We start from the raw sequence: 26,742 nt of genomic DNA, 5'->3' as shown, positions 1-26,742 counted from the left end.
GGCCCAGCCACAACCGGTGCGTTACCGCCCGCACCCAGTTCACACACGGTTTCCAACCATTGCCGGGTCCTCCCTGGGCCCTGACGTTCACCGGTTCTTGTCAATACTGGCCTTGCTTGATTGCCTGGGCCGTATCCTGGCCGTTGACCCGGCCCTTGAGCACACTGGCCGCGCCGGGCGCGGACGGGGCCGGCCAGCGCATGCTGGCGCCGGGCAGCACGTAGCCCAACAGCCCCTCCACCAACGGCCGCTCCTGGCCGCCCTGCTGCAGCACCACGTCGGTCAGCCGCGCATGCACCGGGCCGGTGTTGCGCAGCTCTACATAGGGCTTGCCTTGCACTGATACCGCCCGCCAGCTCAGCTGCGGCTTGCCGACGCCGTCGGCGCTGCGTTTGCCTTCAGGGTCGGCCTTGCCCCACAGCCCTTCGCCGTATACGAACAGCGGCACCGAGTAGCGCATCTGCAGGCGAATGGCCGCTTTCGGCCCCTCGCTGGCCGGGTCGCTGGGCAGCGGTGAAGGGATCTCGTCGATGATGATGCGGTAGGCCTGCTCCTGCCCGGCAGGCGAGCTGCCGGTACGGGTCAGGCGAATCAGCTGCTTTTGCCCCGGCGGGATGTTGGCCACCGGCGGGCTGCCGATGATCTCGCGCTGGGCCTGGAACTGCTCCTGGTACTCGCCCTGGCGCCAGGCGAATACCCGCACCTGCAGGCTGGTGGGCGTGCTGCCGCGGTTTTCCAGCCACAACGCGCCGGCCTTCTGGTCGGCCTCCAGCACCGGGTCGATCGGCCAGATCAGCACCGAGGTGGCGGCGAAGGCCGGCAGGCTTGCCAGCCACATCAGCCCGATGATTCCCTGCGCCAGTTTCGCGCCTGCCCGCATGCCCCTCTCCTTCTTCTGGTTTTGCGGCGCCCGGGCTTACCAGGTCACCGTCACTTGCACGACATCTGTGTAGGTCCCGGCCGGCAGGTTGCCGGGCAAGGTGGTGCGCCCGTAAACCGGCAACTTGATGGCGGTCGGGTCGCTGTAGCTGACCGTGACGCTGCTGCCGATACCCAGCACCTGGCTGTAGGCGGCGTCGCTGTACAGCTGATAGGCAAGCAATTGGGTGCCGCCGCTGCGCTTGAGGTTGCGCGTACCGCTGGCGCTGTTCTGGCCGCCGTCCAGGCTCATGCTCAGGCCAACGCCCGGGGTGCACTGGAAAGTCACCGTGGTGCCGCCCAGCGAGGTGCCGACCACACCGGTGGCCAGCGCCGAGCGGGTGCCGAAGTCGAGCACGCCATAAGCCGTCACACCGCCCACCACCAGGCAGCCAGCGGCGATGGTCGCCGACACCTGGAAGGTACTGGTGGTCACCGCCTGCACCTGTGGCGCCAGCGCCAGCGCAAGGCCCAGGCCAAGCAACCGCCACGCGCCGGGCATGGCTCAGAAGCTCAGCTCGACCGCCACCGTGTCGGTGTACACCCCGGCCGGCAGGCCCGCCTTGCCGCGCGCCTGGCCATACAGGTTGACGGTTTGGGCAACCCCTGTGCTGGTGGGCAAGGTAATGGTGCCGTCGATGGCCAGCAGTTGGGTGCGCCCGGAGTCGGTGTAGAAATCGTAGGGCACGAAGTTGCCAGCGCCATCGGCCAGCGCCCGGGTACCACCGGTGGACTGCCCGTCATGGCTGCCGGCGCGCACGCGTACCGCCGGCACCGTGCCGGACGAGCAGAGGATGCTCATGGCGCCGCCGCCAGGGCCCAGCACCTGGGCATTGGCAGTGGTGAACAGGGCGTCTTGGGTGCCGAAGTTCAGGGTACCGAAGTTCAGCCCCGAGGTACCGGTACCGCCGTTGACCTGGCAGGCAGCGGTCAGGGTCAGGGTCGAATTGATGGTACCGGTCACGGTGGCCGCCTGGGCCTGTGACGCCAGGGCCAGGCCAATGCCTGCGAGCAGGCAGCGGGTGTAGTGCTTGGGCATCGGGATCTCCTTGGGTGTTACCAGTCCAGGGTCACTCTGAGGGTGTCGCGGTACAGCCCGGCCGGCAGCGCACGCGGCTGCGCGACCACCACGCCGTAAATGGGCACGGGCACCTGCTGGGTGCCCCTGATGGTGAAGTTGCGGGCCTGGCCGATGGCATAGCGGCTGTTGCCAGCAGGGTCGATGGCCAGCTGATAAGGGATGGTTTCGCGGCCATTGCTCAGGCGGCGCACACCGTCGCTGCCGTTGAGCCCTTCGTTGATGCGCACACTGAACGCGCGCACCTGCGGCGAGCAACTGATCTGCAGGCTGCCTTCGCCGCCGGCTTCGTCCACGCGGGTGGCCAGGGGTTGGTCCCAGGTCGGGCCCTGGGCGCCGAAGTCGATCAGCCCGGGGTTGCCGAGGGTCGCCGGTTGCTGCGGGTTGCTGTTGATCTGGCAGGCGGCGCTGATCACCAGACGTGCCTGAATGAAGCCGGTGCTGCTGCCATGGACCAAGCCACCCGGCAGCAGGATCGGGCCCAGTGTCAGCAATAGCAATGAAGTACGTTGCAGCGCGTCCTTGGCCATGCGAGCTCCTTACCAGGTGACGGTGACTTTGAGCAGGTCGGCGTACAGACCGGCCCGTGGCACCCAGGCCAGCTTGTCGATACGCGCGTACAGGGGCAGCTCCACCGAGCCGCTTTCCGGCACCCGCGCCGATTGCGCCACGCCCACTTCCAGCGGTTCACGCCAGGCGGCATCGCGGTACAGGCGGTAAGGGATAGGGCGGGCACGCTCATCGGCATTGGCCAGGTAGCGCACCTGGCCGACGCCACCGTGCTGGCCGCCGTCGACGCGCACCTGGTAGGTGGTATCGGGGTTGCACTCAAGGCGCGGCGGGCGCGGGCTGTACAGCACGCCGCTCAAGGGCGCGCCCGGGCCGTCCAGGCGTGCGCCACTGCCCAGGTCGATCACGCCCAGGGCCTGGGCACCGGCGTCACGTTGCTGGTTGACCAGCATGCAGCCGCGCTGCACAAGCACCTGCACGTCGACCATAAAGTCCGCCGCCACGGCACTGCCGCTCAACCACAGGCCTAACCACCCGGCCAAAAAGCGCTCCGTCACCTGTCGATCCTTGTATGAAGAGGTTGAGTTTGAGCGTAGCAGTGGGAAATACTCGTGGCGGGCGAGGGATATCTCTCTTTGGCATTAGTAAAAAGGGAGTGAGCAGCGTAGGAATTCCTCCGCACCCCCGATGAGACATTTAACGCGATTTTGACGAAACCCTTGAACTTCCTGCCCCTCCAAAGTCCATATGCCGGCAAAGCGGGCCTGCTTCTGGTACCGTGCAAGCCATACACGGAAGGCCCCATCAGGAGATTCACTTGAGCACTGCCCCGACTCCGCTCGACCAGGCCATCGAACGCTGCGCCGAGGAACCGATCCAGATCCCGGGCAGCATTCAGCCGCAAGGCTTCCTGCTGGTGCTGGACGAGCAGGCGCTAAGCATTCTTCAAGCCAGCGAGAACAGCCAGCGCTGGCTGGGCCTGCCGGCCAGTGAATTGCTCGGCCGAGCGCTGCCCGAGCTGCTGGCCCCGGGGTTCGACCTGCGCGGCCAACTCGCCGCCGTGCCTGACGAAGAGATCTTCCCGTTTCACATCGGTGACCTGCGCCTGCACCCTGAAGCCCCGTGCCAGGGCCTGTTGCGGGTACTCGCCCACCGCCATGACCAGGTGCTGATCCTCGAGCTTGAGGACAACCGCCTGGATGGCCCGCAAGGTGACTACTACCCCTTGGTGCGCGCCTTCGTCAGCACCCTGCACCAGGCCACCAGCATCGACGAACTGCTGCGCCAGTCGGTGCAACAGATCAAGCAGATCACCGGTTTCGGCCGGGTCAAGGCCTACCGCTTCGACGACGCCGGCGTGGGCAAGGTACTAAGCGAAGAGGCCGACCCCGGCTACCCACGTTTTCTGGACCATTGCTTCCCGGCCTCGGACATTCCGCGCCAGGCCCGCGAGCTGTACCGCAGAAACCGCATCCGGGTGATCGAAGATGCCGACTATCAGCCATCGATGCTGGTACCGGCCATCAACCCGCGCACCGGCAAGGCGTTGGACATGAGCTTCGCCTCGCTGCGCAGCGTGTCGCCGGTGCACCTGCAGTACATGCGCAACATGGGCACCTTGGCCTCGATGTCGCTGTCGATCGTGGTCGACGGCAAGCTCTGGGGCCTGGTGTCGTGCCACCACACCACGCCGCGCCGGGTGGACTTTCGCACCCGCACCGCCTGCGAGCTGCTGGCCAGCGTGCTGTCGCTGCAGATCGAGGCGCATGAGTCGCACGACAGCACGCGCCAATTACTCGACCTGCGCCAGCGCATCGTGCGCATGCTCGCCGCGATGGCCGACCATGACAGCGTCAGCCAAGGCTTGCTGGCCTTGCCCGAAGTGATGCTGCAATTCGCCGAGGCCAGCGGGGCTGCGATCATCAGTGCCGACCGCTGCGATTTGATCGGCAGCACCCCGCCGGCCTCTCAGGTCAACGCTCTGGTGCACTGGCTGGGGCAACGTGATGGCGACGGGCTGTTTCACAGCGACAACGTGCGGCGTGACATCGACCTGCTGCCAGAGCTGGCCGAACATGTCGGGGGCGTGCTGGCAGTGGCCATCTCGCAGATCCACTCGCACTACCTGTTGTGGTTCCGCCCCGAACAGCGGCATACGGTGAACTGGGCCGGGCGCCCGGAAAAACTGCCCGACACCCAAGGCAACCTGCACCCGCGGCACAGCTTCGATTGCTGGCAGGAAGAAGTACGCGGCTTCAGCACCCCGTGGAACCCGCTGATCATCGAAAGTGTGCTGGAGCTGCGCAGCGCGGTACTGGGCATAGTGCTGCGCAAGGCCGAGGAACTGGCCGAGCTGGCCGGCGAGCTGAAGCGCTCGAACAAGGAGCTTGAGGCATTCTCCTATAGCGTGTCCCACGACCTGCGCGCACCACTGCGGCACATTGCCGGCTACACCGAGCTGCTCGGTGAAATCGAGGGCGAGCATCTTTCCGAGCGCGGCCAGCGTTTCTTGTCGCACATCGGGGAGGCGGCCGCCTTCGCCGGCACCCTGGTCGACAACCTGCTCAACTTCTCGCAGATGGGCCGCTCGGCGCTACGCTTGTCGGATGTGGACCTCAACACGCTGGTCGAAGCCATCCGCAACGAAACCGCCCCCGACTATGCCGGGCGCCAGGTACAATGGCAGGTCGCCGAACTGCCCAAGGTCCACGCCGACCCGGCCTTTCTCAACATGGCGCTGACCAATTTGATCGGCAACGCCCTCAAGTACACCCGCGGGCGCGATGTTGCGCGTATCGAAGTGGGCACCGTGCAACACGCCCACGAGACCGAAGTGTACGTGCGCGATAACGGGGTGGGCTTTGACATGGCCTATGCAGGCAAGCTGTTCGGCGTATTCCAGCGCCTGCACCGCATGGAAGAGTTCGAAGGCACCGGCATTGGCCTTGCCAGTGTGCGGCGCATCATCGAGCGCCACGATGGCCGGGTCTGGGCCGAAGGCCAGCCAGGCCAGGGCGCCAGTTTTCATTTCACCCTGCCCCGCCCTGCGGCGGCACACTGAGGCACCATTAACATCATGCTCAAGCCCATCCTGCTGGTCGAAGACAACCCCAGGGACCTGGAGTTGACCCTCCTTGCGCTGGAACGCAGCCAGTTGGCCAACGAAGTCATCGTGCTGCGCGATGGCGCCGAAGCCCTCGATTACCTGCTACGGCGCAACACCTACGCCGAACGTGACGACGGCAACCCGGCGGTGATGCTGCTGGATCTCAAGCTGCCCAAGGTCGATGGCCTGGAGGTGCTCAAGGTGGTGCGAGGCACCGCCGAGCTGCGCAGCATCCCAACCGTCATGCTGACCTCTTCGCGCGAGGAGCCGGACCTGCTGCGCGCCTACGAGCTGGGCGTCAATGCCTACGTGGTCAAGCCGGTGGAGTTCAAGGAATTCGTCGCCGCCATCTCCGACCTGGGAGTGTTCTGGGCGGTGCTCAACGAGCCGCCTCCCGGCTCGCTGCGCCTTAACCGCCGCGCCGGCAACTGAGGGCAAAGGATGCAGCACGCGCCACTGAACCTGCTGATGGTCGAAGACAGCAGCCTGGACGCCGAACTTACCCTGGCCAGCCTTGAGCGCAGCGGCCTGCAGGTGCGTGCGCGCCTGGTATTCGACCATGTAGCGGTAGAGCATGCTCTGGCCGACGGCCGCTTCGATATGATTCTCTGCGATTGCGTGTTGCCGGGCTCGTCCGGCACCGAGGTGCTGGCCATCGCCCAGCGCCTGGCCCCGGATGTGCCGTTCATCTTCCTCTCGGGCATTTATGGCGAGGAGCACGCGGTGGAGATGATCCGCCTGGGTGCCACCGATTATGTGCTGAAGAAGAACCTGCCACTGCTGCCCAAGGCTGTGCGTCGCGCCCTGACCGAGGTGCAGGAGCGCCAGCGACGGCGCCGCGCCGAAGAAGCCCTGGCCGATGTGGAGGCCCGCGCGCGCATCGCCATCGACGCCGCCGGCATGGGCACCTGGGACTTTCGCCCCGGGCAAGGCGAGCTGCTTTGGGACGACCGCTGCAAGGCGCTGTTCGGCGTGCCAGTCGACACCGAGATGACTCTTGAGGTGTTCTATGCAGGCGTCTACCCGGATGACCGCGCCCTGGTGCAGGGCGCCGTCGAGCAGGCCATGCGCCCGGACAGCGACGGCCATTACCGGGTGGAGTTTCGCATCGCCCAGCCCAACGGCCTGGAGCCGCGCTGGCTGCTGTCCAGCGGCCAGACCCGGTTCGTCGATGGCCACTGCGTGCGGTTTTCCGGTGTGCTGCAGGATATCCACCAGCAACGCCAGGCCACCCGCGCCCTGGAGCAGCTCAACCAAATGCTCGGCGAACGCGTGGAGCGCCGCACGCGCGAGCGCGACCGCGCCTGGGAGCTATCCCAGGACTTGCTGGCAGTACTGAACAAAGACCTCACACCCGTTGCCCTGAACCCGGCCTGGGAAACCAGCCTGGGCTTCACCCGCGAGCGCCTCGCGCAAATCTCGTTGCTGCAACTGCTACCGGAGGTCGACCAGGACGCCCTGCTGGCCGAGCTGGCCGCGCTGTCGCTGGGGCGCACCAGTGCACGTTTCGTCGGGCGCATTCTGCATGCCAGCGGCCAGCAGCGCTGGCTGTCGTGGGTAGTGGTGCCCGATGACACCTTGCTGCACGTGGTCGCCCGCGACATCACCAGCGAACGCGAGGCCGCCTTGGACCTGGCCGAAGCCAACACCCGGCTGCGCGAGCAGATCGCCGAACGCGAGCGCGTCGAGGCTGCGCTGCAGCAGATGCAGCGCCTGGAAGCAGTGGGCCAGCTCACCGCCGGCGTGGCCCACGACTTCAACAACCTGCTGACGGTGATCCTCACCGGCGCGAGCTTTCTGCAGCGCGATCTGGAAAAGGGCCAGTTGGACAAGGCCGACAAGCGCCTGCAGCACATCCGCGAAGCAGGCGAGCGCGGCGCCAAGCTCACCGCACAACTGCTGGCCTTCTCGCGCAAGCAGCGCCTGGAGCCGGTGCCGCTGAACCTCAACCACACCCTCTCGGGGCTGGAGGAACTGCTCAGCCGAACCCTGGGCGGGCGCATCGCCGTGCGCCTGGACCTGGCTCGCGACCTTTGGCACGCGCTGACCGACCCGACCCAGACCGAGATGATCATCCTCAACCTGGCGATCAACGCCCGCGATGCCATGCCCGGCGGCGGCCAGCTGACCCTGGCCACCCGCAACACCCGGGTCAGCGCCCGCCCGCGCCGCCCGGAAGACCCCGAGCCTGGCGAGTATGTGGTTTTGAGCATCCGTGACACCGGCTGCGGCATGAGCGAAGAAGTGCTGGCCAAGGTGTTCGAACCCTTCTTTACCACCAAGGATATCGGCAAGGGTTCGGGCCTGGGCCTGGCCCAGGTATTCGGCTTTGCCAAGCAGTCTGGCGGCGGCGTACGCATCGACACCCGCCCCGGGCGCGGCACCGAGGTCAGCGTGTACCTGCCGTCGGTACGCACGGCTCAAGCCGCTGCGCCTACCGAACAAACAAAAGCCCGAAGCCTGCCGGCCAGCGGCGCCGGGCAGCGGATTTTGCTGGTGGACGACGACCACCTGGTGCGCGAAATGATCGGTGACGTGCTGCGCCGCCTGGGCTATCAGGTACGCCAGGCCGATAACGGCCGGCAGGCACTGGCGCTACTGGATGACAGCACCGACCTGCTGCTGACCGATTTCGCCATGCCGGGGCTCAACGGCGAGCAACTGGCCCAGGCCGCCCGCCAGCGCTTCGCGCAGTTACCGGTAGTGTTTTTGACAGGCTACGCCGAGCTGGAAGAGTTTGCCCTGGAGCGCAGCCAGGTCATCCAGAAACCGGTGCACGAGCAGGCGCTGGCCCTGGCAGTGGCCGAGCTGCTGGAAAAGCAAAAGGCAGAATGAAAAAAATCGCCAGAAGGCGATTTGGGAGATATGCAGTTACTGAGATAGTAATGGCAGGGGCGGCTGGATTCGAACCAACGCATGGCAGGATCAAAACCTGCTGCCTTACCGCTTGGCGACGCCCCTGTATCGGATAGGACGGTGGCTGATGCAACCGTCGATCTGACTGTTCACTGCCAGTTGCGTGAGCCGCTGTGCAGGAATGGCCGGCACTTTACCAGCGAAGTTTTCGATTGAAAAGCTTTTTTTGAAAAAAAACGCTGGAAAACAGCAAGTTACTCCTGTCCTCCCATTTCCCGCTGGTGTGTGCCTGATGACAGGCCAACCCCGCCATGGGCCTCGTGGCGACCATCCGTCGTTTTTCTTCCGCTTCGCTTCAACACAATCGTGTTCACCCCTTCCAATCAGGTAGAGCTAACCCGCGCAGCCACAAGGAGGGCGCCATGCCAGTTTCCCACGACCTGTACCAGGACCTGCACTACCCCCGCGAAATCGTTCAACAACGCCGCCAGCATGACTTGGTGCTCGATCGGCTGCTGGATGAATACGTCGATATCGACAACCAGGTGCTGGCAGCCGAGGCCATTTCGGCAGGCAACTTCGTCGATGAGGATTTACGCCACCTGAAGGAGAAACGCCTGGCAGTGAAGTACATGATCGAGCGGCAGCTGGAGCGCAAGGGCTGATTTCATAGGTGCGGACGACGCGGTGCCTGGCACCGGCTACGCCGGTGTTCGCGGCTAAAGCCGCTCCTACAGGGCCGCATAAACCTTCAGGCCGATGCGGCCCCTGTAGGAGCCGGCGTGCCGGCGATGAGGCCGGCACAGGACAGTTTCTGATGCACCCGGCACTTGCCCACCTGCCTGCCTAGTGGTCAAAATCCAGGCCCCAAGCAAGCCGCGCCCTGCCCTCGCCTAGGAGCCAACCGTTGTCCACCTGGATCCCCGCCCCGCTGCGCCGCCAGCGCCCCGCCGCCGCGCAGCACAGCACGCTGATGACCCACTTCCAGGCCAAGGCCGCCGAGCGCGGCTATACCTTGAGCCAGGGCCAATGCCAGGTGATCGAGGCCATGGCCGCTCAGTTGGCCGCCCTTGACCAGGGCCAGCCCAGCAGCCTGTACCTGTATGGTTCAGTGGGCCGCGGCAAGAGCTGGCTGCTCGACAACTTTTTCGCGGCAGTGCCGGTGGCTGAAAAGCGCCGCCTGCACTTTCACGACTTCTTTGCCCGCCTGCACCAGGGCATGCACCGCCACCGCGCGCTGCCCGATGCCCTTGGCGCCACCCTCGACGAACTGCTGGGTGAGGTGCGGGTGCTGTGCTTCGACGAATTCCACGTACATGACATCGGCGATGCAATGCTGCTGACCCGGCTGTTCAATGCCCTGTTCGAGCGCGGCATCCTGTTGTTGGTAACCTCCAACTATGCACCTGAAGGCCTGCTGCCCAACCCGCTTTACCACGAACGTTTCCTGCCGGTGATCCGTCTGATCCATGGCCGCATGCAGGTGCTGGAAGTCGATGGTGACACGGATTTTCGCAGCCTGCCGGCCAACCGTGCACACCAGCGTTTCACCCAGGGGCACTATGTGTGGCCGGGGGATGCGGCGCAGCGCGCAACCTTGCAACTGCCTGCACTGCAACCGCAGGTGCTGGAAGTCAACAAGCGCCCGCTGCGGGTGCTGGCCGAGGATGACCAACGGGTGATGTTCGCCTTTGCCGACCTGTGCGAGCAGGCCACTGCGGTGATCGATTACCTGGTGCTCGCCGAGCGCTACGAGCACTGGATCATCGATGGCCTGGACGACCTGGCCGAATGTTCGCTGGCGGCGCAGCAGCGCTTCGTCAACCTGGTGGACGTGTTGTACGACCAGGACCGGCAGGTGACCGTGATTGGCCAGCGGCCACTGGCCGATAGCCTGGACGGGCCGCTGGCCGACCTGATGCGCACCCGTAGCCGGTTGGGGCAGTTACATCAGGTGGGGCCGCAGGATGGGCTGACCTGACCGGCCTCATCGCCGGCAAGCCGGCGCCTACAGGTACAGCACAGGCCTGGAGGGCTTGCGATCTTTGTGGGAAGCGGCCTTGTGTCGCGATGGGCCGCAAAGCGGCCCCGACGATACCGCGCCAAACCCAGGAGCCCGCCCGACCAATACATCACCCCGCCCTGGGCAGGTCCGCCAACACCGCTTCGATTTCCCCCAGCACCGCCGGGTCATCCAGGGTCGACGGCGGCACATAGGCCTGCCCGTCGGCGATCTTGCGCAGCACCGCCCGCAGAATCTTGCCCGAACGGGTCTTGGGCAGGCGCTTGACCAGGCGCACACGGTTGAAGCAGGCCAGCGCGCCAATGTGCTCGCGCACGCTGGCCACCAACTCGCCCTGCAACTGCACCTCGCCAATGCCCTGCCCGTCCTTGAGCACCACCAGTGCCAGTGGCACCTGGCCCTTGATCTCGTCATGCACGCCAATCACCGCGCACTCGGCCACCGCCGGGTGGCGGGCAACCAGGTCTTCCATTTCGCCCGTGGACAGCCGGTGGCCGGACACGTTTATCACATCATCGGTACGGCCCATGATGTACACGAAACCATCGTCGTCCAGGTAGCCGCCGTCGCCGGTGTGGTAGTAGCCGGGGTAGCTGTGCAGGTAGGCCTCCAGGTAGCGCGGGTGGTCGCCCCACAGGGTCTGGCTGCAGCCTGGTGGCAATGGCAGGGCAATGACGATGGCGCCCTGCTGGTTCGGGCCCAGCGGCTTGCCGTCGTCGTCCAGCACCTGCACGTGGTAGCCCGGCACCGCGCGGTTGCTCGAGCCTGGCCGCGCCGCGCTGCCTTCAAGGCCAACGCAGGGCGCGGTGACCGGCCAGCCGGTCTCGGTCTGCCACCAGTGGTCGTGCACCGGCTTGCCGCTGACCCGCTCCAGCCATTCGTGGGTGCTGGAGTCGAGCTTTTCGCCGGCCAGGAACAGCTGGCGCAGCGAGCCGAGGTCGTGGCGGCGGATCAGCTCGCCTTCGGGGTCTTCCTTACGGATCGCACGCATGGCGGTGGGCGCGCAGAACAGCGCATTGACCTTGTACTGCTGCACCACCCGCCAGTAGGCCGAAGCATCCGGGGTGCGGATTGGCTTGCCCTCGTAGAACACCGTAGTGCAGCCGCTCATCAGCGGCCCGTAGACGATCAGCGAATGGCCCACCACCCAACCGACGTCGGAAATCCCCCACCACACATCGCCCGCCTGCATGCCGTAGACGTGGCGCATGGCATAACACAGAGCCACTGCATTGCCGCCGTTTTCGCGCACGATGCCCTTGGGTTTGCCGGTGGTGCCGGAGGTATACATGATGTACAGCGGGTCGCCTGCGGCCAGCTCCACCGGCGCTACCGGCTGTGCGCCGGCCAGTGCCTGCTGCCAGTCCAGATCCCTTCCAGGTTGCAGCTCGGCGCTGGCCTGGGGGCGTTGCAGCACCAGCACATGCCCGGGTTGATGGCGGGCCAGTTGCAGGGCGCGGTCGACCAGGGGCTTGTATTCGATCACCCGGTCGAACTCCAGCCCGCAGGAGGCGGTGAGCAGCAGCCTGGGCCGGGCATCGTCGATGCGCAGGGCCAGCTCATTGGCGGCAAAGCCGCCGAACACCACCGAGTGCACGGCACCGATGCGCGCACAGGCGAGCATGGCCATGGCGGCCTGGGGCACCATGGGCATGTAGATGATCACCCCGTCGCCTTTGCCCACGCCCAGCGAGCGCAGCAGCCCGGCCAGGCGCGCCACCTCGTCACGTAGCTGGTGGTAGGTGAAGCTTTGCTGGGTGCTGGTGACGGGTGAATCGTAGATCAGCGCCAGTTGCTCGCCACGACCTTGCTCGATCTGGTGGTCTAGGGCCAGGTGGCAGGTGTTCAGGCGGCCGTCTTCGAACCAGCGGTGGGTGCCGTCGGGGTTTTGTTGCAGGGTGAGGGTTGGCTTGCGCTGCCAGGCCAGCTGTTCGGCCTGGGCCTGCCAGAAGGCCGCGGGGTCGGCGATGGAATGGGCGTAGCTGTGCTGATAGGTCATTGGTTCGCTACCCGGTACTTGTTGTTATTGAAGGGCGAACGTTGAGTATGGGTGGCGGGGGTGGGGCTGCCATGGGACTTATGTCTTAAGGGTTGTGCAGATTTGCGCTGGGGGTTCGGGTTCGGGTTCGGGGCTTATGGTGATTGCTTTTGGAGATGTATGCGCATTCATTGACGATGAGCGCTTTTCGTCACCTTTCCGCCCTTACGGCGGGTAACTTTTTGACGGATCAAAAAGTCACCAAAAAATCCCTGCGGGGTATGACTCACCCACATGGGTTACAAATCAGTTCACGCACATAGGTAACAGTTTTTAACTGGCATGGTCGGTTTTTCGAGGATCTGACCATGCCTTGGCGAGAGCTGAAACCTATGGACATGAAAGTGCTTTTCATCGCTGACTATCTCCAGGGGGCGCCTAGCTTCAGCGCCCTTTGCGAGGCCTACGAGATCAGTCGAAAGACCGGTTACAAATGGGTCGAGCGTTTCGAGAAAGCTGGCCCAGCAGGCCTAGAGGAACGTAGCCGTCGCCGGCTGACGCAAGATTGGGTTGTACCCGTCGCCGTTCGCGAGGCCATTATCGAATTACGCGGCAAGGGCCAGACGGAGCCTGGGCCCAAGAAGATCCAGGCCGCATTGCAGGAACGTTTTCCTGACCAGGCGCCTCCCTCCAAGACAACGATCTACAACATCCTCAAGAAAGCCGAGCTGATCAAGCCGCGGCGCCTGCGTCAGCGCGTAGCGGTCTATCCCAAGCCGCTTGAAAAGGCGGAGTCGCCCAATCAGCTCTTCACTGCGGACTACAAAGGCCAGTTTCTGACAGGAGCTGGGGTCTGGTGCTATCCGTTGACGATCATGGATCACGCCAGTCGCTTCTTGCTCGCGTGCCACAGCATGGCCAATACGAACTTTCTGGAGACACAGGCTGTGTTCACTGAGGTCTTTCGTGAAAACGGGCTACCTGAACGTATCCGGACCGATAACGGCGTGCCGTTTGCCAGTAAAGGGCGTGCAGGGCTCTCCCAGCTGTCCATCTGGTGGCTGCGCCTAGGCATCATTCCTGAACGTATTGCGCCTGGCAGACCGGAGCAAAATGGTCGGCACGAGCGTATGCACCGAACACTCAAAAGTACGCTTCCGTCACCGCCCGCAGTGGCTTGGGAGGCTCAACAACGGCACTTCGACCGCTTCCGGCAACACTACAATTACGAGCGGCTCCACGAAGCACTGAAGCAGAAAACACCAGCGTCCTGCTACCAGCCTTCGCCACGCCCGTTCCCGGAAAAACTACCTGAAATGACTTACCCCAGTCATATCGAGAGCCTGCCAGCTGATCGCAGTGGCATCGTCAACCGCCGGGGTTTGAGGATCTATGTAGGTTACGTGCTCAAGCATCAGACCATTGGGCTGGAGCAAGTCGGGGATGGGGTGTGGGATGTTATTTTCGGCCCAATCATTCTCGGCAGGATCGATGAGCGAGATGCCGATGATGGTTATGTAACACTTCAGGTGTTGTCACCTATGTGAGCGAACTTTTGTGTAACCCATGTGGGTGACCCGTACACTGCTCCTATCATCCGGCCCCCTACGCTGCGCTTCGGGGGTTCCCTCGCTCCGGGCTTGCTCCGGAGGTACGCGCCGACGGGCCGTCCCTGGCCCGATCGGCGCTCGACCGGCATCCATGCCGGTCGCCCTCCTACGCAATCCCTACGCTCGGCCTCCTGAAGTCGCGATTTGTGTTGCCTGGGCTATTGCGCGCTTAGAAGCAACATCAAGAGCCAGATCAAGAGCCGGGATGTTGGTTTGATTGTTATTGATGTGATGTTTGTTCTGACGCAATCGCTGGGCAAGCCCGCTCCCACGTTAGAACTGCGCTCGCTGAACCACGTGGGAGCGGGCTTGCCCCGCGATTAAATCCTGAGGTCCCACGGTGGCAACTAGCGGTTAGCTGCGCCAGCCCAGGCGCCGCCACTAACTTCGCGACTTCAGGAGGCCGAACGCAGGGATTGCGTAGGGGGGCGACCGGCATGGATGCCGGTCGAGCGCCGATCGGGCCAGGGACGGCCCGTCGGCGCGTACCCCCGGAGCAAGCCCGGAGTGAGGGAACCCCGGAGCGAAGCGCAGGGGCCGGATGATGGGAGCGAGCGGTTTTGCTTACTTTTGACAAGACAAAAGTAAGCCGCCGTAAGGGCCATCCCTTTCAAGGTCTTTTCGTTTTGGCAGCCTTGATCACCCGGTCTGTTGAAACGTGGGCATGTACCGCCGTTCCCTGTACCCAGGTTTTGGGCTTGGCCACCTTGGGGCCTCGTGGGTTTTTCGCAACCTGCTTGGGCTGGATGTTCTTGGCCAGTTCCAGCAGGCGCCGACCTAATTCTTCTATAGGGACAACCGGTATGTGCTCCGATGGTAGGGCGATCTGCATACCCTCGTAGCCCCCTCGGATCTGGACCGCCAAGTGATAGATCGACGCCTCCCAACTCTCCGGCAGCGTCTCGCGGTGGGCTTGCTCAACACTGCGTTTCAGCAATGCCAGAACGTTGTAGGCCAAGACCGCAGTGGTGAACCCAAGCAGCGCAGCACGCGGGCTGCCGAGGGTTTCAATTTCACTTTCCAGAATGGCTTCTAGTCGCAGAAACATCCCTTCGATGCTCCAGCGACGACGATACAAATCTGCGATCTGCTGTGTGCTGATGCTCTCGGGCAGGTTGCTCCAGAACATCAGACTGGTATCGCCTGAGTCGTTTTTTGAATGGAGCGTCAACTCGACCCGCCGCCACGTGTGCCCGCCCCTCACCTCGATAGATTGCTCGCGTACCATACCTGTTGCGACGGGCATCGGCGCTTGCCACTCGCCTTCCTGGATTATGCGTGGGTGCTTGGCTTGCTCACGAATGACAAATGAAGTTTTCACCTGCCCGCACGCCTCCATCACAGGAAGCGTGCAGTAGAGCCGGTCAGCGATCCAAACCTGATTGGGCTGGGCATCAGCCAGTAGCGGTAGGACGCAGACTCGCTCACTTGCGTAGGCGTCTTCGCAGGGTTGCAGGTCAATTACCTGATCCAGATCGGGATCGTAGACCACTACCGAAAACCCCGGACGGGCAGCCCCGCGCTCCTGGCGCAACGCGCCAAGACGCTTTTCGGTGGAGGCCAGGTGGCTGCCATCAACCACCCGAATTTGCCAATTGGGAAGCATGGCCGAGCAGCCCAACTCATGGATCGTTGGAGTCAGTCGCTGTGCGCAACCTGTCACCAGGGCACGTAGTAGCGCAGGTTCTGTTCGACTGATTTTGTCGTAAAGCGCTGCCAGGCTGACCGGGAGATCGTCCAACTGCTTTGCCGCAGCATGTAGCGACGGCTTCAGACCCAGCGAAACGAGCGACATGAGCTTGACGATGGTCGAGAACAACAGCTCACGAGAGTACTGCCGCTGGCGGTGCTCTTCGAAAACCTGATCGACCCACTCAGGCGCAATAGCTTGCTCCAAAGCGAGTTTGGCCATGACGCTGGCCGGTGCTTTTTTCTCGAATCGCGCTAGAACATCAGCCCACATCACTCGGGTCTTCCTGACTGGATTTCAGCAGATTCTACCGAAGACCTTGAAAGGGATGGCCGTAAGGGCGGAAAGGTGAATAAGCGTCAATGCAGCAAATGAATGCGCATAAAACTATCAAAACCAACCAATACAAATACCAACAGATCAAACAGATCAAACAGATCAAACAGATCAACCAACTTACACCGCAAGATATAAAACCCACACACCAACGCCATCGCCGATAAGCCGCCCCCTCAGGGCAACCCAAAGCCCCATTTCGGTGCAAACCGCTCTAGAATACCCAACCCCCACCACAGAGCAGCCCAATGGACATCGACCAGGCCCGAACCTTCTTGGAAATAGTCCGCTGCGGCAGCCTGGCCGCCGCCGCCGAACGCCTGTTCGTCTCCCAGACCGCCATCAGCGCCCGCGTCCAGCGCCTGGAGCAGCAACTGGGCTGCCAGCTGTTCATCCGCAACCACAACGGCGCCAGCCTGACCAGCGACGGCGAGGCTTTCGTCATCTACGCCAACCAGCTGGTGCAAACCTGGGAGGCCGCCCGCCGCGACCTGCCCCTGCCCCAAGGTTGCCAGCAGGTGCTGCACATCGGTGGCGAAGTGAGCCTGGGCAACCCGATGATGCTCGACTGGGTCAGCGCCCTGCACCTTGAGCTGCCCAGCCACGCCATCCGCAGCGAAGTCAGCGACGGCGAATCACTGCTGCGCAAAGTGGAAATGGGCCTGCTGGACGCAGCACTGGTGTACCAGCCCACCTACGGCCCGGGGCTGCAGGTGGAGCAGTTGATGGAAGAAAAACTGATCCGCGTGCGCCGGGTGGATGCCCCGGAGCCTTACATTTACATCGACTGGGGCGAGGCCTTCCGCCGCCAGCACGACGCCGCCCTGCCCGACCTGTCGCGCCCGGCGCTGAGCTTCAACCTCGGGCCACTGGCCTTGCAGTTCATCCTCGACCGCGGCGGCAGCGGCTACTTCCGCACGCGCGTGGTGCAGGCCTACCTGCAAAGCGGGGTGTTCGAGCGGGTGCCGCAGGCGCCGGAGTTTACCTACCCGACCTTCCTCGTGTACGCCCGCAAACGCGACAGCGAAGCCCTGCAACAGGCCTTCAGCGTACTGCGCCGGCTGGTGGCCGGCGACATGAGCGACTGGTCACAGCGCTGGGACCCGGTTATCTGAGGCCAGTGCTGCGGCATTGAGCAGGTGGCGCTTGAGGCCTGCGATCAGGTCGGTCTGAGTGATCACTCCCACCAAACGCCCATCATCCAGCACCGGCAGGCAATGCAGGCCCTGCTCGCTGAGCAGCGGCAGCAGGCGCTCCAGCGGGTGGGTGCTGCCGACACTGACCACTCGCCGGCTCATCACCTGCTCCAGGCGCACGGTCTGGCGACGGAACAACCCGCCCCAACTGAAACGGCTGCGGGCCATGGCCGGGCCAACCAGGTCACTGAGGCTGACGATGCCCACCAGACGGCCGTTTTCCACCACAGGCAGAGTCTTAAGGTGATGCCCGTCGAGCATCTTCCATGCCTGCTCCAGGGTGGTGCCGGGGTTGGCCGACTGCACGTCGCGGGACATCACAGCGCCAGCGGTGATGCCACCCAGGCTGCGCTGCAGTGCGTGCTGCTCGGTAGCCAGGATGATCCGCTCCAGCTCGTCGCGGGTCACGTCGACGAACTCGCCGATCTCTTCCAGGGCCTGGTCCAGGTCGTCTGCGCTGATGCCTACGCGCGCCCCGGGCAGCGGGTCGTGGGTGTGGTGCAGGTCCTTGCGCGGCGCCGCGCCCTTGGGGTAGCGCACGCCGGTCAAGCGGTTGTAGAACACCGCCACCGCCACCAGGACCAACGCATTGAGCAGCACCGGCTCGAGCAGGTGATCACCCATTGCCACCAACCCCGGGTCGGCCAGCACCGCGCTTGCCGCCACACCGCCACCCGGCGGGTGCAGGCAGCGCAGCAGGCACATCAGCACCAGGGCGATACCCAGCGCGGCGGCAGCAACCCACAGGCCGTCACCGAAGTTGTGGCGCATGGCCAGGCCTATTGCGCCGGCCAACGCATAGCTGCCCAGCACCGGCCACGGCTGGGCCAGGGGGCCGGAATGCACGGCGAACACCAGCACCGCCGAGGCCGCCAGCGGTCCAAGTAGATGCAGGGCGATGGACGGGCCGTAGGCCAGGCTGCACAGGTAGCCGGCGAGAAACAGGCCAAGCAGCCCGCCAAGGCCTGCGCGCAACCATTCTTTGGGGGGGATGTTCAGGGGCGCCGGTAGCAGGCGCTGCAGACGGCTTTCGGGACGCGAGGCAGACATCGAAATAATGGGGTCGTATTTTTTTGATGGAAAAGAAAGCCCAGCGCGACCGGCCTGGGCCCTGTATTGCAAATGCAATAACGCAAGGGGCTCCGTCCATGGAGAGATGGAAACCGCTGGGGTTTCGTGAGGAGGGATTGTGCCGGGCGCACCGTTTTGGGGCTAATTCAAAAAAGTGCGCTTGATATGCAATATTTTTGCAGGGTGGCCCTGTGTAGGAGCATTCAGGCCTGACGGTGCTTGCGCGGCAACTCGATGCTCACCCGCAACCCGCCCAGCGTGCTGTCGAGCAAGGCCATGCGCCCGCCCCAGGCCTCGACGATATCGCGCACGATGCCCAGCCCCAGGCCATGGCCGTCGACCTGCTCGTCCAGCCGCGAACCGCGCTCCAGCACCTGCAGGCGCTGGCTCTCGGGGATGCCGGGGCCGTCGTCGTCAACCCACAGCTGATAGCCCTCGGTGCTCGGCGCGATGCCCAGACGCACCTCGCGGTCAGCCCATTTGCAGGCGTTGTCCAGCAGGTTGCCGAGCAGCTCCAGCAAGTCTTCACGGTCCCAGGGCAGCAGCAGCCCGGGCGGCACGTCGCGCGCCAGCAACAGCCCTTCGCCGTGGATCATCCCGAGCGTGGACAGCAACCCCGGCAACTCGGCATCGCAGTCGAACTGCGCGCCGGGCAGCGCATCGCCGGCCAGGCGCGCGCGGTTCAGTTCGCGGGCCAGGCGCTGCTGAATCTGCTCCAGTTGCTCGCGCAACTGCGCCTGCACCTCGGGCAAGCCTTGCAGGCGCTCGCTGGCGGCCAGGCTCAGCAGTACCGCCAACGGCGTCTTCAAGGCATGCCCGAGGTTACCCAGGGCATTGCGCGAGCGGCGCAGGCTGTCTTCGGTATGGGCCAACAGGTGGTTGATCTGGTCCACCAGCGGCTGTAACTCGCTGGGCACCTCGGCGTCCAGCTGCGAACGCTGGCCCTGCTGCAACTGGGCGATTTGCCGGCGGGCACGCTCCAACGGGCGCAATGAGCGGGTCACGGTGATGCGCTGCAGCACCAGCACCAGCACCAGCGCCACCAGGCCGATGCCCAGGCCGATCTGCTGCATGCGCCGAAAGCCCTTACGCACCGGCGAATAGTCCTGGGCCACGCTGATCGAAATGTCCTGGCCCAGGCGCCGGTAGTCGCCACGGTAGGCCAGCAACTGCTGGCCCTCGGGGCCCAGCTCGTGGCCGTCGTCCAGGCCGGGCTTGGCCGGCTTGGGCATGTCCAGGTCCCACAACGAACGCGAACGCCAGGTGCCCTGGTCGAAGTCGATACGGAAGTAGTAGCCCGAGAACGGCCGCTGATAGGCCGAGGAAATCCGCCGCTCATCCAGCTGCAAGCCGTTCGGCCCGCGCACCAGCGCCACCAGCAGGTTCTCGCTCTCCTTGCGCAGGCCGGTCTCCAGGTAGCGCTGCAACCCAGCCTCGAGCAGCCACAGCGTCAGTTGCGCCACGCCCAGGCCCACCACCACCAGCACCGCCACCAGGCCCAGGCTCAGGCGCGCCTGGATCGACTTCACGCGGCGCTCCCGGCGTACACGTAGCCCTGGCCGCGGCGGGTCTCGATCACCGCGCGGCCAAGCTTGCGCCGCAGGTGGTTGACGTGCACTTCGAGCACGTTGGAATCGCGCTCGGTCTCGCCGTCATACAGGTGCTCGGCCAAGTGGCTTTTGGAGAGTACTTGGCCTGGGTGCAGCATGAAGTAACGCAGCAGGCGAAACTCGGCCGCGGTGAGCTGGATGTCGACGCCTTCGCGGCTGACGCATTGGCGTGATTCGTCCAGATGCAGGCCGGCAGCCTCCAACCGCGGCTGGTTGGCCAGCCCCTTGGCCCGGCGCAGCAGGGCCTGGATGCGCAGTTGCAACTCTTCGGGGTGGAAGGGTTTAGTCAGGTAGTCGTCGGCACCGGCCTTGAGCCCTTCGATGCGCTCTGCCCATGAGCCGCGGGCGGTCAGAATGAGCACCGGGGTAGCCAGGTTTGCCGCGCGCCACTGCGCCAGCACCTCGAGCCCCGGCAGGCCGGGCAGGCCCAGGTCGAGAATGATCAGGTCGTAGGGTTCGCTCTGGCCCTGGTACACCGCATCGCGGCCATCGGCCAGCCAGTCCACGGCGTAACCCTGGCGTTGCAGGGCGGTGGTCAGCTCGTCAGCCAGGGGTACATTGTCTTCGACCAGCAGCAGGCGCATTCAGTCGTCTTCCTCGTCTTTGAGCAGCGCACCGGTGCGGGCGTCGAGCTTGATCTCGCGCACCACGCCCTGGGGGGTCAGCAGCTCGACTTCATATTCGTAGCGCTTGTGCTTTTCTTCAAGCTCGGCCTCCAACAGGCGCGCCCCGGGGTAACGCCCAAGGGCGGTTTCGAGCAGTTGTTCCAGCGGCAGGATGATGCCCTGCTTGCGCAGCTCCAGGGCTTCATCCTGATCCAGGTCGCGGGCGGCGGCCAGCGAACAGGCGGCCAGCAGGGCCAGGGCCAGGTAGCGCGCCGTTCGCGGTAACTCGCTCATCAGTTGTCTCGCTCGTCCTTCAGCACTTCACCGGTCTTGGCGTCGAGGTCGACGTCCCATTCGACATTTTGCGCGTCGCGCAGCTCGACCTTGTAGATGTAGCGGCCGTATTCGTTCTCGAGTTCCGAGTCGGTCACGGTGGCGCCGGGGTGTTTGGCCACGGCAGTAGCTTTGAGTTCATCCAGCGACTTGATGGTCTTGGCGTTGACCAGCTTGACCACTTCGTCAGGCTGCACGTCCTTGGCGAAGGCGGCGTTGGCACCGAATGCGAGGGCGGCGGCGGTGAACAGGGCAGTCAAAGTTTTCATGGGGTTTCTCCTTGCAGATGTATGCGTTGTCTACGTGAACAAGACTAACCGCAGGTCCTTAATTCAACCTGAAAACAGCTGGCCGCATGATAGCGCAGGTGCTGTGTCGCCTGTACCGGCCTTGTCGCGGGGCAAGCCCGCTCCCACAAGATTGCTCAAGCGCTATGCCTGTAGCCGGCTTGCCGGCGATGAGGCCGGCTCAGGCAGCACAAGACAGTTGCTCCCCCGATGCGTGCGTGCGGCCATCTGCCTTTATACTGCCTGACCCGCCCGCACGGACCGCGCCATGACCGCCATCCACATCAAGTACCCCGCACTGACCTTCAAGGCTGGCCAACGCGCCCTGCAGCAGATCCGCGAACGCGGCCTGCTGGCAGCCGATGTGGGCGTGCTGCCCGGTGCCGCCGGCGGCCCCAAGCCGCTGGGCATCCAGGGCCTGGACCTGGCGCTGTTCGGTGAGTGGCTGCCCTCGGCGCCCCGCCAACGCGCGCTGATCGGCGCCTCGATCGGCTCCTGGCGTTTCGCCAGCGCCTGCCTGGACGACCCGGTCGAGGGCATCCGCCGCCTGGGCGAGCTGTACACCGAGCAGGACTTCGCCAAGGGCGTGACGCCACGGCAAATCAGCCAGAGTTGCCAGCGCATGCTCGACGACCTGCTGCAAGGCCGCGACGGGCAGATCCTCGCCAACCCTCACTACCGGCTGAACATTCTGGTGGTGAAAAGCCACGGCCAACTGGCCCACGACCACCGCGGGCGATTGGGCATGGGCCTGGGCTCGGTGCTGGCCAGCAACCTGCTGGGCCGCGCCAACCTGGCGCGGCACTTCGAGCGGGTGATCCTGCACGACCAGCGCAGCGCGCCGCCGCTGGGCCCGCTGACCGACTTCCCCTCGCGCTGCCTGGCGCTGAACCTGGCCAACCTGCGCCACGCCTTGCTGGCCTCGGGCTCGATCCCGATGGTGATGGAAGGTGTACGCGACATCCCCGGTGCCGGGGCCGGCACCTACCGCGACGGCGGCCTGCTGGACTACCACCTAGACCTGCCGTACCAGGGCGATGACCTGGTGCTGTACCCGCACTTCACCGACAAGGTGGTGCCCGGCTGGTTCGACAAGGCCCTGCCCTGGCGCCGGGGCGACGCCACGCGCCTGCAGAACGTGCTGCTGATGACGCCATCTGCGCAGTACCTGGCCGCCCTGCCCTACGGCAAGCTGCCCGACCGCAACGACTTCAAGCGTTTCATGGGCGATGCGCCGAGCCGCAAGCGTTACTGGTACAAGGCGATTGCCGAAAGCCAGCGGCTGGGTGACGAGTTGCTCGAGCTGATCGCCACCGGGCAGTTGCACGATCGGCTGCAAGCCTTGTAGCGGGCATGCTGGTAGACTGCGCGCAATCTTCGTTACACACAGAGTTCAGACAGCGTGGAAATCTTCAAGGAATTTACTTTCGAATCGGCCCACCGCCTGCCCAACGTCCCCGCCGGGCACAAGTGCGGCCGCCTGCATGGCCATTCGTTCAAGGTGGCCCTGCACCTGACCGGCCCGCTCGACCCGCACACTGGCTGGATCCGCGACTTCTCCGAAATCAAGGCGATCTTCAAACCGATCTACGAGCAGCTGGACCACAACTACCTGAACGACATCCCGGGCCTGGAAAACCCCACCAGCGAAGTGATCGCCAAGTGGATCTGGGAACAGGTCAAGCCGCTGCTGCCGGAGCTGTCGAAGGTGCGTATTCACGAGACCTGCACCAGCGGTTGTGAATATACCGGCGACTGACTGCACACCTGCTGGCCTCTTCGCGGGTAAACCCGCTCCCACAGGTGTCGCGCGCGATTGAAGACCGGCGCTGTACCTGTGGGAGCGGGTTTACCCGCGAAGAGGCCAGCAGCCGTCAGCCCTGGCCCATGGCATCGCGCAAAAAGCTCGGGGCGATGTAGCGCTGGTAATGCGCCTCTGAAAGCAAAAAGAACTCGCGATCGATCGCATCGCGCAGTTGCGGCAGGTCCCAGTCGCGAAACTCCGGCAGCAATACCATCCCGTAGGCTTCCAGCTCGCGGATCATCCGCGCGCCGCGGGCGATCAGCTGGTACGCCCAGCAATATTCGGACTGATGCGCGACAAAGCGGATCGAGCGGTTCTCCAACTGCTGGCGCAGCAGGTCTTTGTCGAACACCTCGAGCTTGGCCATCATCACCTGCACCAGCAACTGCTCAAGGCGCAGCCACACGGCGCGTTTCTGCTCGTCGTCGTAGCCGTTCCAGTGGATCACTTCGTGGTGGAAGCGCTTGCAGCCACGGCACACCAGGTCACCGTAGACGGTGGAGCAAAGGCCGACGCAAGGGGTCTTGATGGACTGGTTGGACATGGAAAAACAACGGCTTGGCGGTGGAACACGGGTTCATGTTAGCCCTTTGTCTAACCAGGGTCACCCGTTAAAGTCATCTTCTGCGCCTTACCATCGGGCATTTTTTGCCGTAGAATCACTCCGCCTTTTCAAGGCAACAATGTCCGTTGGAAGCTGTTTTCAAAGCGTCACGAGCACAGTTCATCCGGTAGAACGGCGTTGGTTCGGGCCAGGCACCTGGCGTGTCCCGCACCAACCCCTCATCAGCCTTCCGTTCTACAGGCGTAAAACTTTGAAAACAGCTTCTGTAAGGATTCTCTGCGACCCTGGCAACACGGCTCAAAAAGCCGTTGCTGCGCATGGGTGCAAGGAATGCTGGATGAGCGTCCCGGACCCCCTTTAGGGACCACTGATGAGGGTAATAACTGTGCTTGAAGCCTACCGCAAACACATCGAAGAGCGTGCCGCTCTGGGTATCGTGCCCCAGCCGCTGAACGCCGAACAAACTGCAGGCCTGGTCGAGCTGCTGAAAAACCCGCCGGCCGGCGAAGAAGCCTTCCTCGTAGACCTGATCACCAACCGCGTACCGCCAGGGGTGGATGAAGCTGCCTACGTCAAGGCCGCTTTCCTCTCCGCCGTCGCCAAGGGCGAGGCAAAATCGCCGCTGATCGACCGCAAGCACGCCACCGAGCTGCTGGGCACCATGCAGGGCGGCTACAACATCGAAACGCTGGTAACGCTGCTGGATGACGCCGAACTGGGCGCCGTCGCGGCCGAACAGCTCAAGCACACCCTGCTGATGTTCGATGCCTTCCACGACGTGGCCGAAAAAGCCAAGGCGGGCAACGCCCACGCCAAAGCCGTACTCGAATCGTGGGCTGCCGGCGAATGGTTCACCAGCCGCCCGGCCATCGCCGACAAGTACACCCTGACCGTGTTCAAGGTGCCTGGCGAAACCAACACCGACGACCTGTCCCCAGCCCCGGACGCCTGGTCGCGCCCTGACATCCCGCTGCACGCCCTGGCCATGCTGAAAATGGCCCGCGACGGCATCGAGCCTTCGCAGCCAGGTTCGGTCGGCCCGCTGGCACAGATCGAAGCAGTCAAGGCCAAGGGCCACCCGGTCGCCTACGTCGGTGACGTGGTCGGTACCGGTTCTTCGCGCAAATCCGCCACCAACTCGGTGCTGTGGTTCTTCGGCGACGACATCCCGTTTGTTCCGAACAAGCGCGCCGGTGGTTTCTGCTTCGGCACCAAGATCGCCCCGATCTTCTACAACACCATGGAAGACGCCGGCGCCCTGCCGATCGAATTCGACTGCACCAACCTGGCCATGGGCGACGTCATCGACGTCTACCCGTTCAAGGGTGAAGTGCGCCGCAACGGCAGCGACGAGCTGGTCACCAGCTTCGAGCTGAAAACCGAAGTGCTGCTCGATGAAGTCCGCGCCGGCGGCCGTATCCCGCTGATCGTCGGCCGTGGCCTGACCGAAAAAGCCCGCGCCGAGCTGGGCCTGGGTGCTTCCGACCTGTTCAAGAAGCCAGAGCAGCCTGCCGACACCGGCAAGGGCTTCACCCTGGCGCAGAAGATGGTCGGCCGCGCCTGCGGCCTGCCAGAAGGCCAGGGCGTGCGCCCAGGTGCCTACTGCGAGCCGAAGATGACCACCGTCGGCTCCCAGGACACCACCGGCCCGATGACCCGCGACGAGCTCAAAGACCTCGCCTGCCTGGGCTTCTCGGCTGACCTGGTCATGCAGTCGTTCTGCCACACCGCCGCGTATCCGAAGCCGATCGACGTCACCACCCACCACACCCTGCCAGACTTCATCCGCACCCGTGGCGGCGTGTCGCTGCGCCCGGGCGACGGCATCATCCACAGCTGGCTGAACCGCATGCTGATGCCGGACACCGTGGGTACCGGTGGCGACTCGCACACCCGCTTCCCGATCGGCATCTCGTTCCCGGCCGGCTCCGGCCTGGTGGCCTTCGCCGCCGCCACCGGCGTGATGCCGCTGGACATGCCAGAGTCGATCCTGGTGCGCTTCAAGGGCAAGCTGCAGCCAGGCATCACCCTGCGTGACCTGGTCCACGCCATCCCTTACTACGCCATCCAGAAGGGCCTGCTGACCGTCGAGAAAAAAGGCAAGAAAAACGCCTTCTCCGGCCGCATTCTGGAAATCGAAGGCCTGGACGAACTGACCGTCGAGCAAGCCTTCGAGCTGTCCGACGCCTCGGCCGAGCGTTCTGCTGCCGGTTGCACCATCAAGCTGCCAGAGAAGGCCATCGCCGAGTACCTGCAGTCGAACATCACCCTGCTGCGCTGGATGATCGGCGAAGGCTACGGCGACCCACGTACCCTGGAGCGCCGCGCCCAGGCCATGGAAGCCTGGCTGGCCAAGCCTGAGCTGCTGTCGGCCGACGCCGATGCCGAATACGCCGAAATCATCGAAATCGACCTGGCCGACGTGAAAGAGCCCGTGCTCTGTGCGCCGAACGACCCGGACGATGCCCGCCTGCTGTCTTCGGTACAGGGCGAGAAGATCGACGAAGTGTTCATCGGTTCGTGCATGACCAACATCGGCCACTTCCGCGCTGCCGGCAAGCTGCTGGACAAGGTCAAAGGCGGTATCCCTACCCGTCTGTGGCTGGCCCCGCCAACCAAGATGGACGCCCACCAGCTGACCGAAGAAGGCTACTACGGCATCTACGGCAAGGCCGGTGCGCGCATGGAAATGCCAGGCTGCTCGCTGTGCATGGGTAACCAGGCACGTGTGCAGACCGGTTCCACCGTGGTCTCCACCTCGACCCGTAACTTCCCGAACCGCCTGGGCGACGCCACCAACGTGTACCTGGCCTCGGCCGAGCTGGCTGCGGTCGCTTCGATCATCGGCAAGCTGCCGACCGTCGAGGAGTACATGCAGTACGCCAAAGACATCGACAGCATGGCTGCCGACGTCTACCGCTACCTGAGCTTCGACCAGATCGCCGAGTTCCGCGAAGCGGCAGCCAACGCCAAGATCCCGGTGGTTCAGGCTTAAGCTTAAGCAGTAAGGTGTAAAACAAAGCCCCGGCGTGATGCCGGGGCTTTTTTGTTGCCTGTCAGGGCCTCATCGCCGGCAAGCCGGCTCTCATAGAACAAACTACAACTCATTGATTTAAAACGGTCTTTGTGGGAAGTGGCCTTGTGTCGCGATGGGTCGCGAAGCGTC

Annotated in this window: 23 protein-coding genes and 1 tRNA gene; 10 read left to right on the top strand and 14 right to left on the bottom strand. The window is 64.2% G+C overall.

From position 1 onward, the window contains the following. Nucleotides 1-100: 100 nt before the first annotated feature. The 5 genes from KSS93_RS12630 to KSS93_RS12610 are packed head-to-tail and all read right to left on the bottom strand — an operon-like array spanning nt 101 to nt 3,063. On the bottom strand, nt 101-880 hold the full coding sequence (locus KSS93_RS12630) for a fimbrial biogenesis chaperone (RefSeq protein ID WP_217888532.1): 780 nt from the start codon (nt 878-880) through the stop codon (nt 101-103). Between the two features lie 36 nt (nt 881-916). Beyond that, nucleotides 917-1,420, bottom strand: a complete 504-nt coding sequence (locus KSS93_RS12625) for a Csu type fimbrial protein (RefSeq protein WP_217888531.1) — start codon at nt 1,418-1,420, stop codon at nt 917-919. A gap of 3 nt (nt 1,421-1,423) precedes the next feature. Next, on the bottom strand, nt 1,424-1,957 hold the full coding sequence (locus tag KSS93_RS12620; protein WP_217888530.1) for a Csu type fimbrial protein: 534 nt from the start codon (nt 1,955-1,957) through the stop codon (nt 1,424-1,426). 17 nt (nt 1,958-1,974) lie between these two features. Then, nucleotides 1,975-2,511, bottom strand: a complete 537-nt coding sequence (locus tag KSS93_RS12615; protein ID WP_217888723.1) for a Csu type fimbrial protein — start codon at nt 2,509-2,511, stop codon at nt 1,975-1,977. A 24-nt stretch (nt 2,512-2,535) separates the two neighbouring features. After that, a complete protein-coding gene (locus tag KSS93_RS12610; protein WP_217888529.1) occupies nt 2,536-3,063 on the bottom strand; it encodes a Csu type fimbrial protein in 528 nt (175 codons plus the stop codon). 260 nt (nt 3,064-3,323) lie between these two features. Between KSS93_RS12610 and KSS93_RS12605 the strand changes: the two genes are divergently transcribed. Genes KSS93_RS12605 through KSS93_RS12595 form a run of 3 tightly spaced genes read left to right on the top strand, consistent with a single transcriptional unit; the run spans nt 3,324 to nt 8,447 of the window. After that, nucleotides 3,324-5,567 (top strand): ATP-binding protein, encoded by a 2,244-nt coding sequence (locus KSS93_RS12605; protein ID WP_217888528.1) that lies wholly within the window; start codon nt 3,324-3,326, stop codon nt 5,565-5,567. A gap of 15 nt (nt 5,568-5,582) precedes the next feature. Then, nucleotides 5,583-6,044, top strand: coding sequence for a response regulator (locus KSS93_RS12600; protein ID WP_217888527.1), 462 nt, complete (start codon nt 5,583-5,585; stop codon nt 6,042-6,044). A gap of 9 nt (nt 6,045-6,053) precedes the next feature. Further along, entirely contained in the window at nt 6,054-8,447 is a 2,394-nt protein-coding gene (locus KSS93_RS12595) for a hybrid sensor histidine kinase/response regulator (protein WP_217888526.1), read from the top strand. 51 nt (nt 8,448-8,498) lie between these two features. Here the strand turns inward: KSS93_RS12595 and KSS93_RS12590 are convergent. After that, nucleotides 8,499-8,573 (bottom strand) — tRNA-Gln (locus KSS93_RS12590). Between the two features lie 317 nt (nt 8,574-8,890). On the opposite strand from KSS93_RS12590, the gene KSS93_RS12585 reads away from it, so the two are divergent. Together KSS93_RS12585 and zapE are read left to right on the top strand one after the other, a co-directional pair. After that, entirely contained in the window at nt 8,891-9,133 is a 243-nt protein-coding gene (locus tag KSS93_RS12585; RefSeq protein ID WP_217888525.1) for a hypothetical protein, read from the top strand. 242 nt (nt 9,134-9,375) lie between these two features. Beyond that, entirely contained in the window at nt 9,376-10,449 is a 1,074-nt protein-coding gene (gene zapE / locus KSS93_RS12580; protein ID WP_217888524.1) for a cell division protein ZapE, read from the top strand. A gap of 151 nt (nt 10,450-10,600) precedes the next feature. Here the strand turns inward: zapE and KSS93_RS12575 are convergent, their stop codons facing one another. Next, nucleotides 10,601-12,490, bottom strand: coding sequence for a propionyl-CoA synthetase (locus tag KSS93_RS12575; RefSeq protein WP_217888523.1), 1,890 nt, complete (start codon nt 12,488-12,490; stop codon nt 10,601-10,603). Nucleotides 12,491-12,837: 347 nt separating this feature from the next. Between KSS93_RS12575 and KSS93_RS12570 the strand changes: the two genes are divergently transcribed. Further along, nucleotides 12,838-14,016 carry an integrase core domain-containing protein gene (locus KSS93_RS12570; RefSeq protein ID WP_217884504.1) on the top strand — a complete coding sequence of 393 codons (1,179 nt, stop codon included), beginning with the start codon at nt 12,838-12,840 and terminating at the stop codon, nt 14,014-14,016. A gap of 673 nt (nt 14,017-14,689) precedes the next feature. Here the strand turns inward: KSS93_RS12570 and KSS93_RS12565 are convergent. Next, nucleotides 14,690-15,991, bottom strand: a complete 1,302-nt coding sequence (locus KSS93_RS12565; protein ID WP_217888722.1) for an IS4 family transposase — start codon at nt 15,989-15,991, stop codon at nt 14,690-14,692. Between the two features lie 362 nt (nt 15,992-16,353). On the opposite strand from KSS93_RS12565, the gene KSS93_RS12560 reads away from it, so the two are divergent. Then, the gene (locus tag KSS93_RS12560; RefSeq protein ID WP_217888522.1) at nt 16,354-17,220 is read left to right on the top strand and encodes a LysR family transcriptional regulator; all 867 of its coding nucleotides are present in this window, start codon (nt 16,354-16,356) and stop codon (nt 17,218-17,220) included. On the opposite strand, the gene KSS93_RS12555 is transcribed toward KSS93_RS12560, so the two are convergent. The 5 genes from KSS93_RS12555 to KSS93_RS12535 form a co-directional block, all read right to left on the bottom strand. Beyond that, a complete protein-coding gene (locus KSS93_RS12555; RefSeq protein ID WP_217888521.1) occupies nt 17,194-18,351 on the bottom strand; it encodes an HPP family protein in 1,158 nt (385 codons plus the stop codon). The two genes, KSS93_RS12560 and KSS93_RS12555, sit on opposite strands and share 27 nt — an antisense overlap. A gap of 224 nt (nt 18,352-18,575) precedes the next feature. Beyond that, nucleotides 18,576-19,901, bottom strand: a complete 1,326-nt coding sequence (locus KSS93_RS12550) for a sensor histidine kinase (RefSeq protein ID WP_217888520.1) — start codon at nt 19,899-19,901, stop codon at nt 18,576-18,578. Then, nucleotides 19,898-20,566 carry a response regulator transcription factor gene (locus KSS93_RS12545; protein ID WP_217888519.1) on the bottom strand — a complete coding sequence of 223 codons (669 nt, stop codon included), beginning with the start codon at nt 20,564-20,566 and terminating at the stop codon, nt 19,898-19,900. The genes KSS93_RS12550 and KSS93_RS12545 overlap by 4 nt, the downstream gene beginning before the upstream one ends. After that, nucleotides 20,567-20,881: a PepSY domain-containing protein gene (locus KSS93_RS12540; protein WP_217842753.1), complete on the bottom strand. Its 315-nt coding sequence runs from the start codon at nt 20,879-20,881 to the stop codon at nt 20,567-20,569. Then, the gene (locus KSS93_RS12535) at nt 20,881-21,189 is read right to left on the bottom strand and encodes a PepSY domain-containing protein (protein WP_217888518.1); all 309 of its coding nucleotides are present in this window, start codon (nt 21,187-21,189) and stop codon (nt 20,881-20,883) included. The genes KSS93_RS12540 and KSS93_RS12535 overlap by 1 nt, the downstream gene beginning before the upstream one ends. 286 nt (nt 21,190-21,475) lie before the next feature. Here KSS93_RS12535 and KSS93_RS12530 point away from each other — a divergent pair, with 286 nt between their 5' ends. Next, nucleotides 21,476-22,555 (top strand): patatin-like phospholipase domain-containing protein, encoded by a 1,080-nt coding sequence (locus KSS93_RS12530; protein ID WP_217888517.1) that lies wholly within the window; start codon nt 21,476-21,478, stop codon nt 22,553-22,555. Between the two features lie 54 nt (nt 22,556-22,609). Beyond that, on the top strand, nt 22,610-22,966 hold the full coding sequence (queD, locus tag KSS93_RS12525; RefSeq protein WP_011533154.1) for a 6-carboxytetrahydropterin synthase QueD: 357 nt from the start codon (nt 22,610-22,612) through the stop codon (nt 22,964-22,966). A 115-nt stretch (nt 22,967-23,081) separates the two neighbouring features. Here queD and KSS93_RS12520 read toward each other — a convergent pair whose 3' ends face one another. After that, on the bottom strand, nt 23,082-23,555 hold the full coding sequence (locus KSS93_RS12520) for a DUF1289 domain-containing protein (RefSeq protein WP_217888516.1): 474 nt from the start codon (nt 23,553-23,555) through the stop codon (nt 23,082-23,084). Nucleotides 23,556-23,961: 406 nt separating this feature from the next. Here KSS93_RS12520 and acnB point away from each other — a divergent pair, with 406 nt between their 5' ends. After that, a complete protein-coding gene (acnB, locus tag KSS93_RS12515; RefSeq protein WP_217888721.1) occupies nt 23,962-26,571 on the top strand; it encodes a bifunctional aconitate hydratase 2/2-methylisocitrate dehydratase in 2,610 nt (869 codons plus the stop codon). The last annotated feature ends 171 nt before the right edge of the window (nt 26,572-26,742 follow it).

Origin of the sequence: Pseudomonas xanthosomatis, assembly GCF_019139835.1 — a bacterium.
In the GTDB taxonomy this organism is placed as follows: Bacteria; Pseudomonadota; Gammaproteobacteria; order Pseudomonadales; family Pseudomonadaceae; genus Aquipseudomonas; species Aquipseudomonas fakonensis.
Note: the sequence above shows the minus strand (reverse complement) of the source record. Positions and strands in the feature narration are given on the sequence as shown.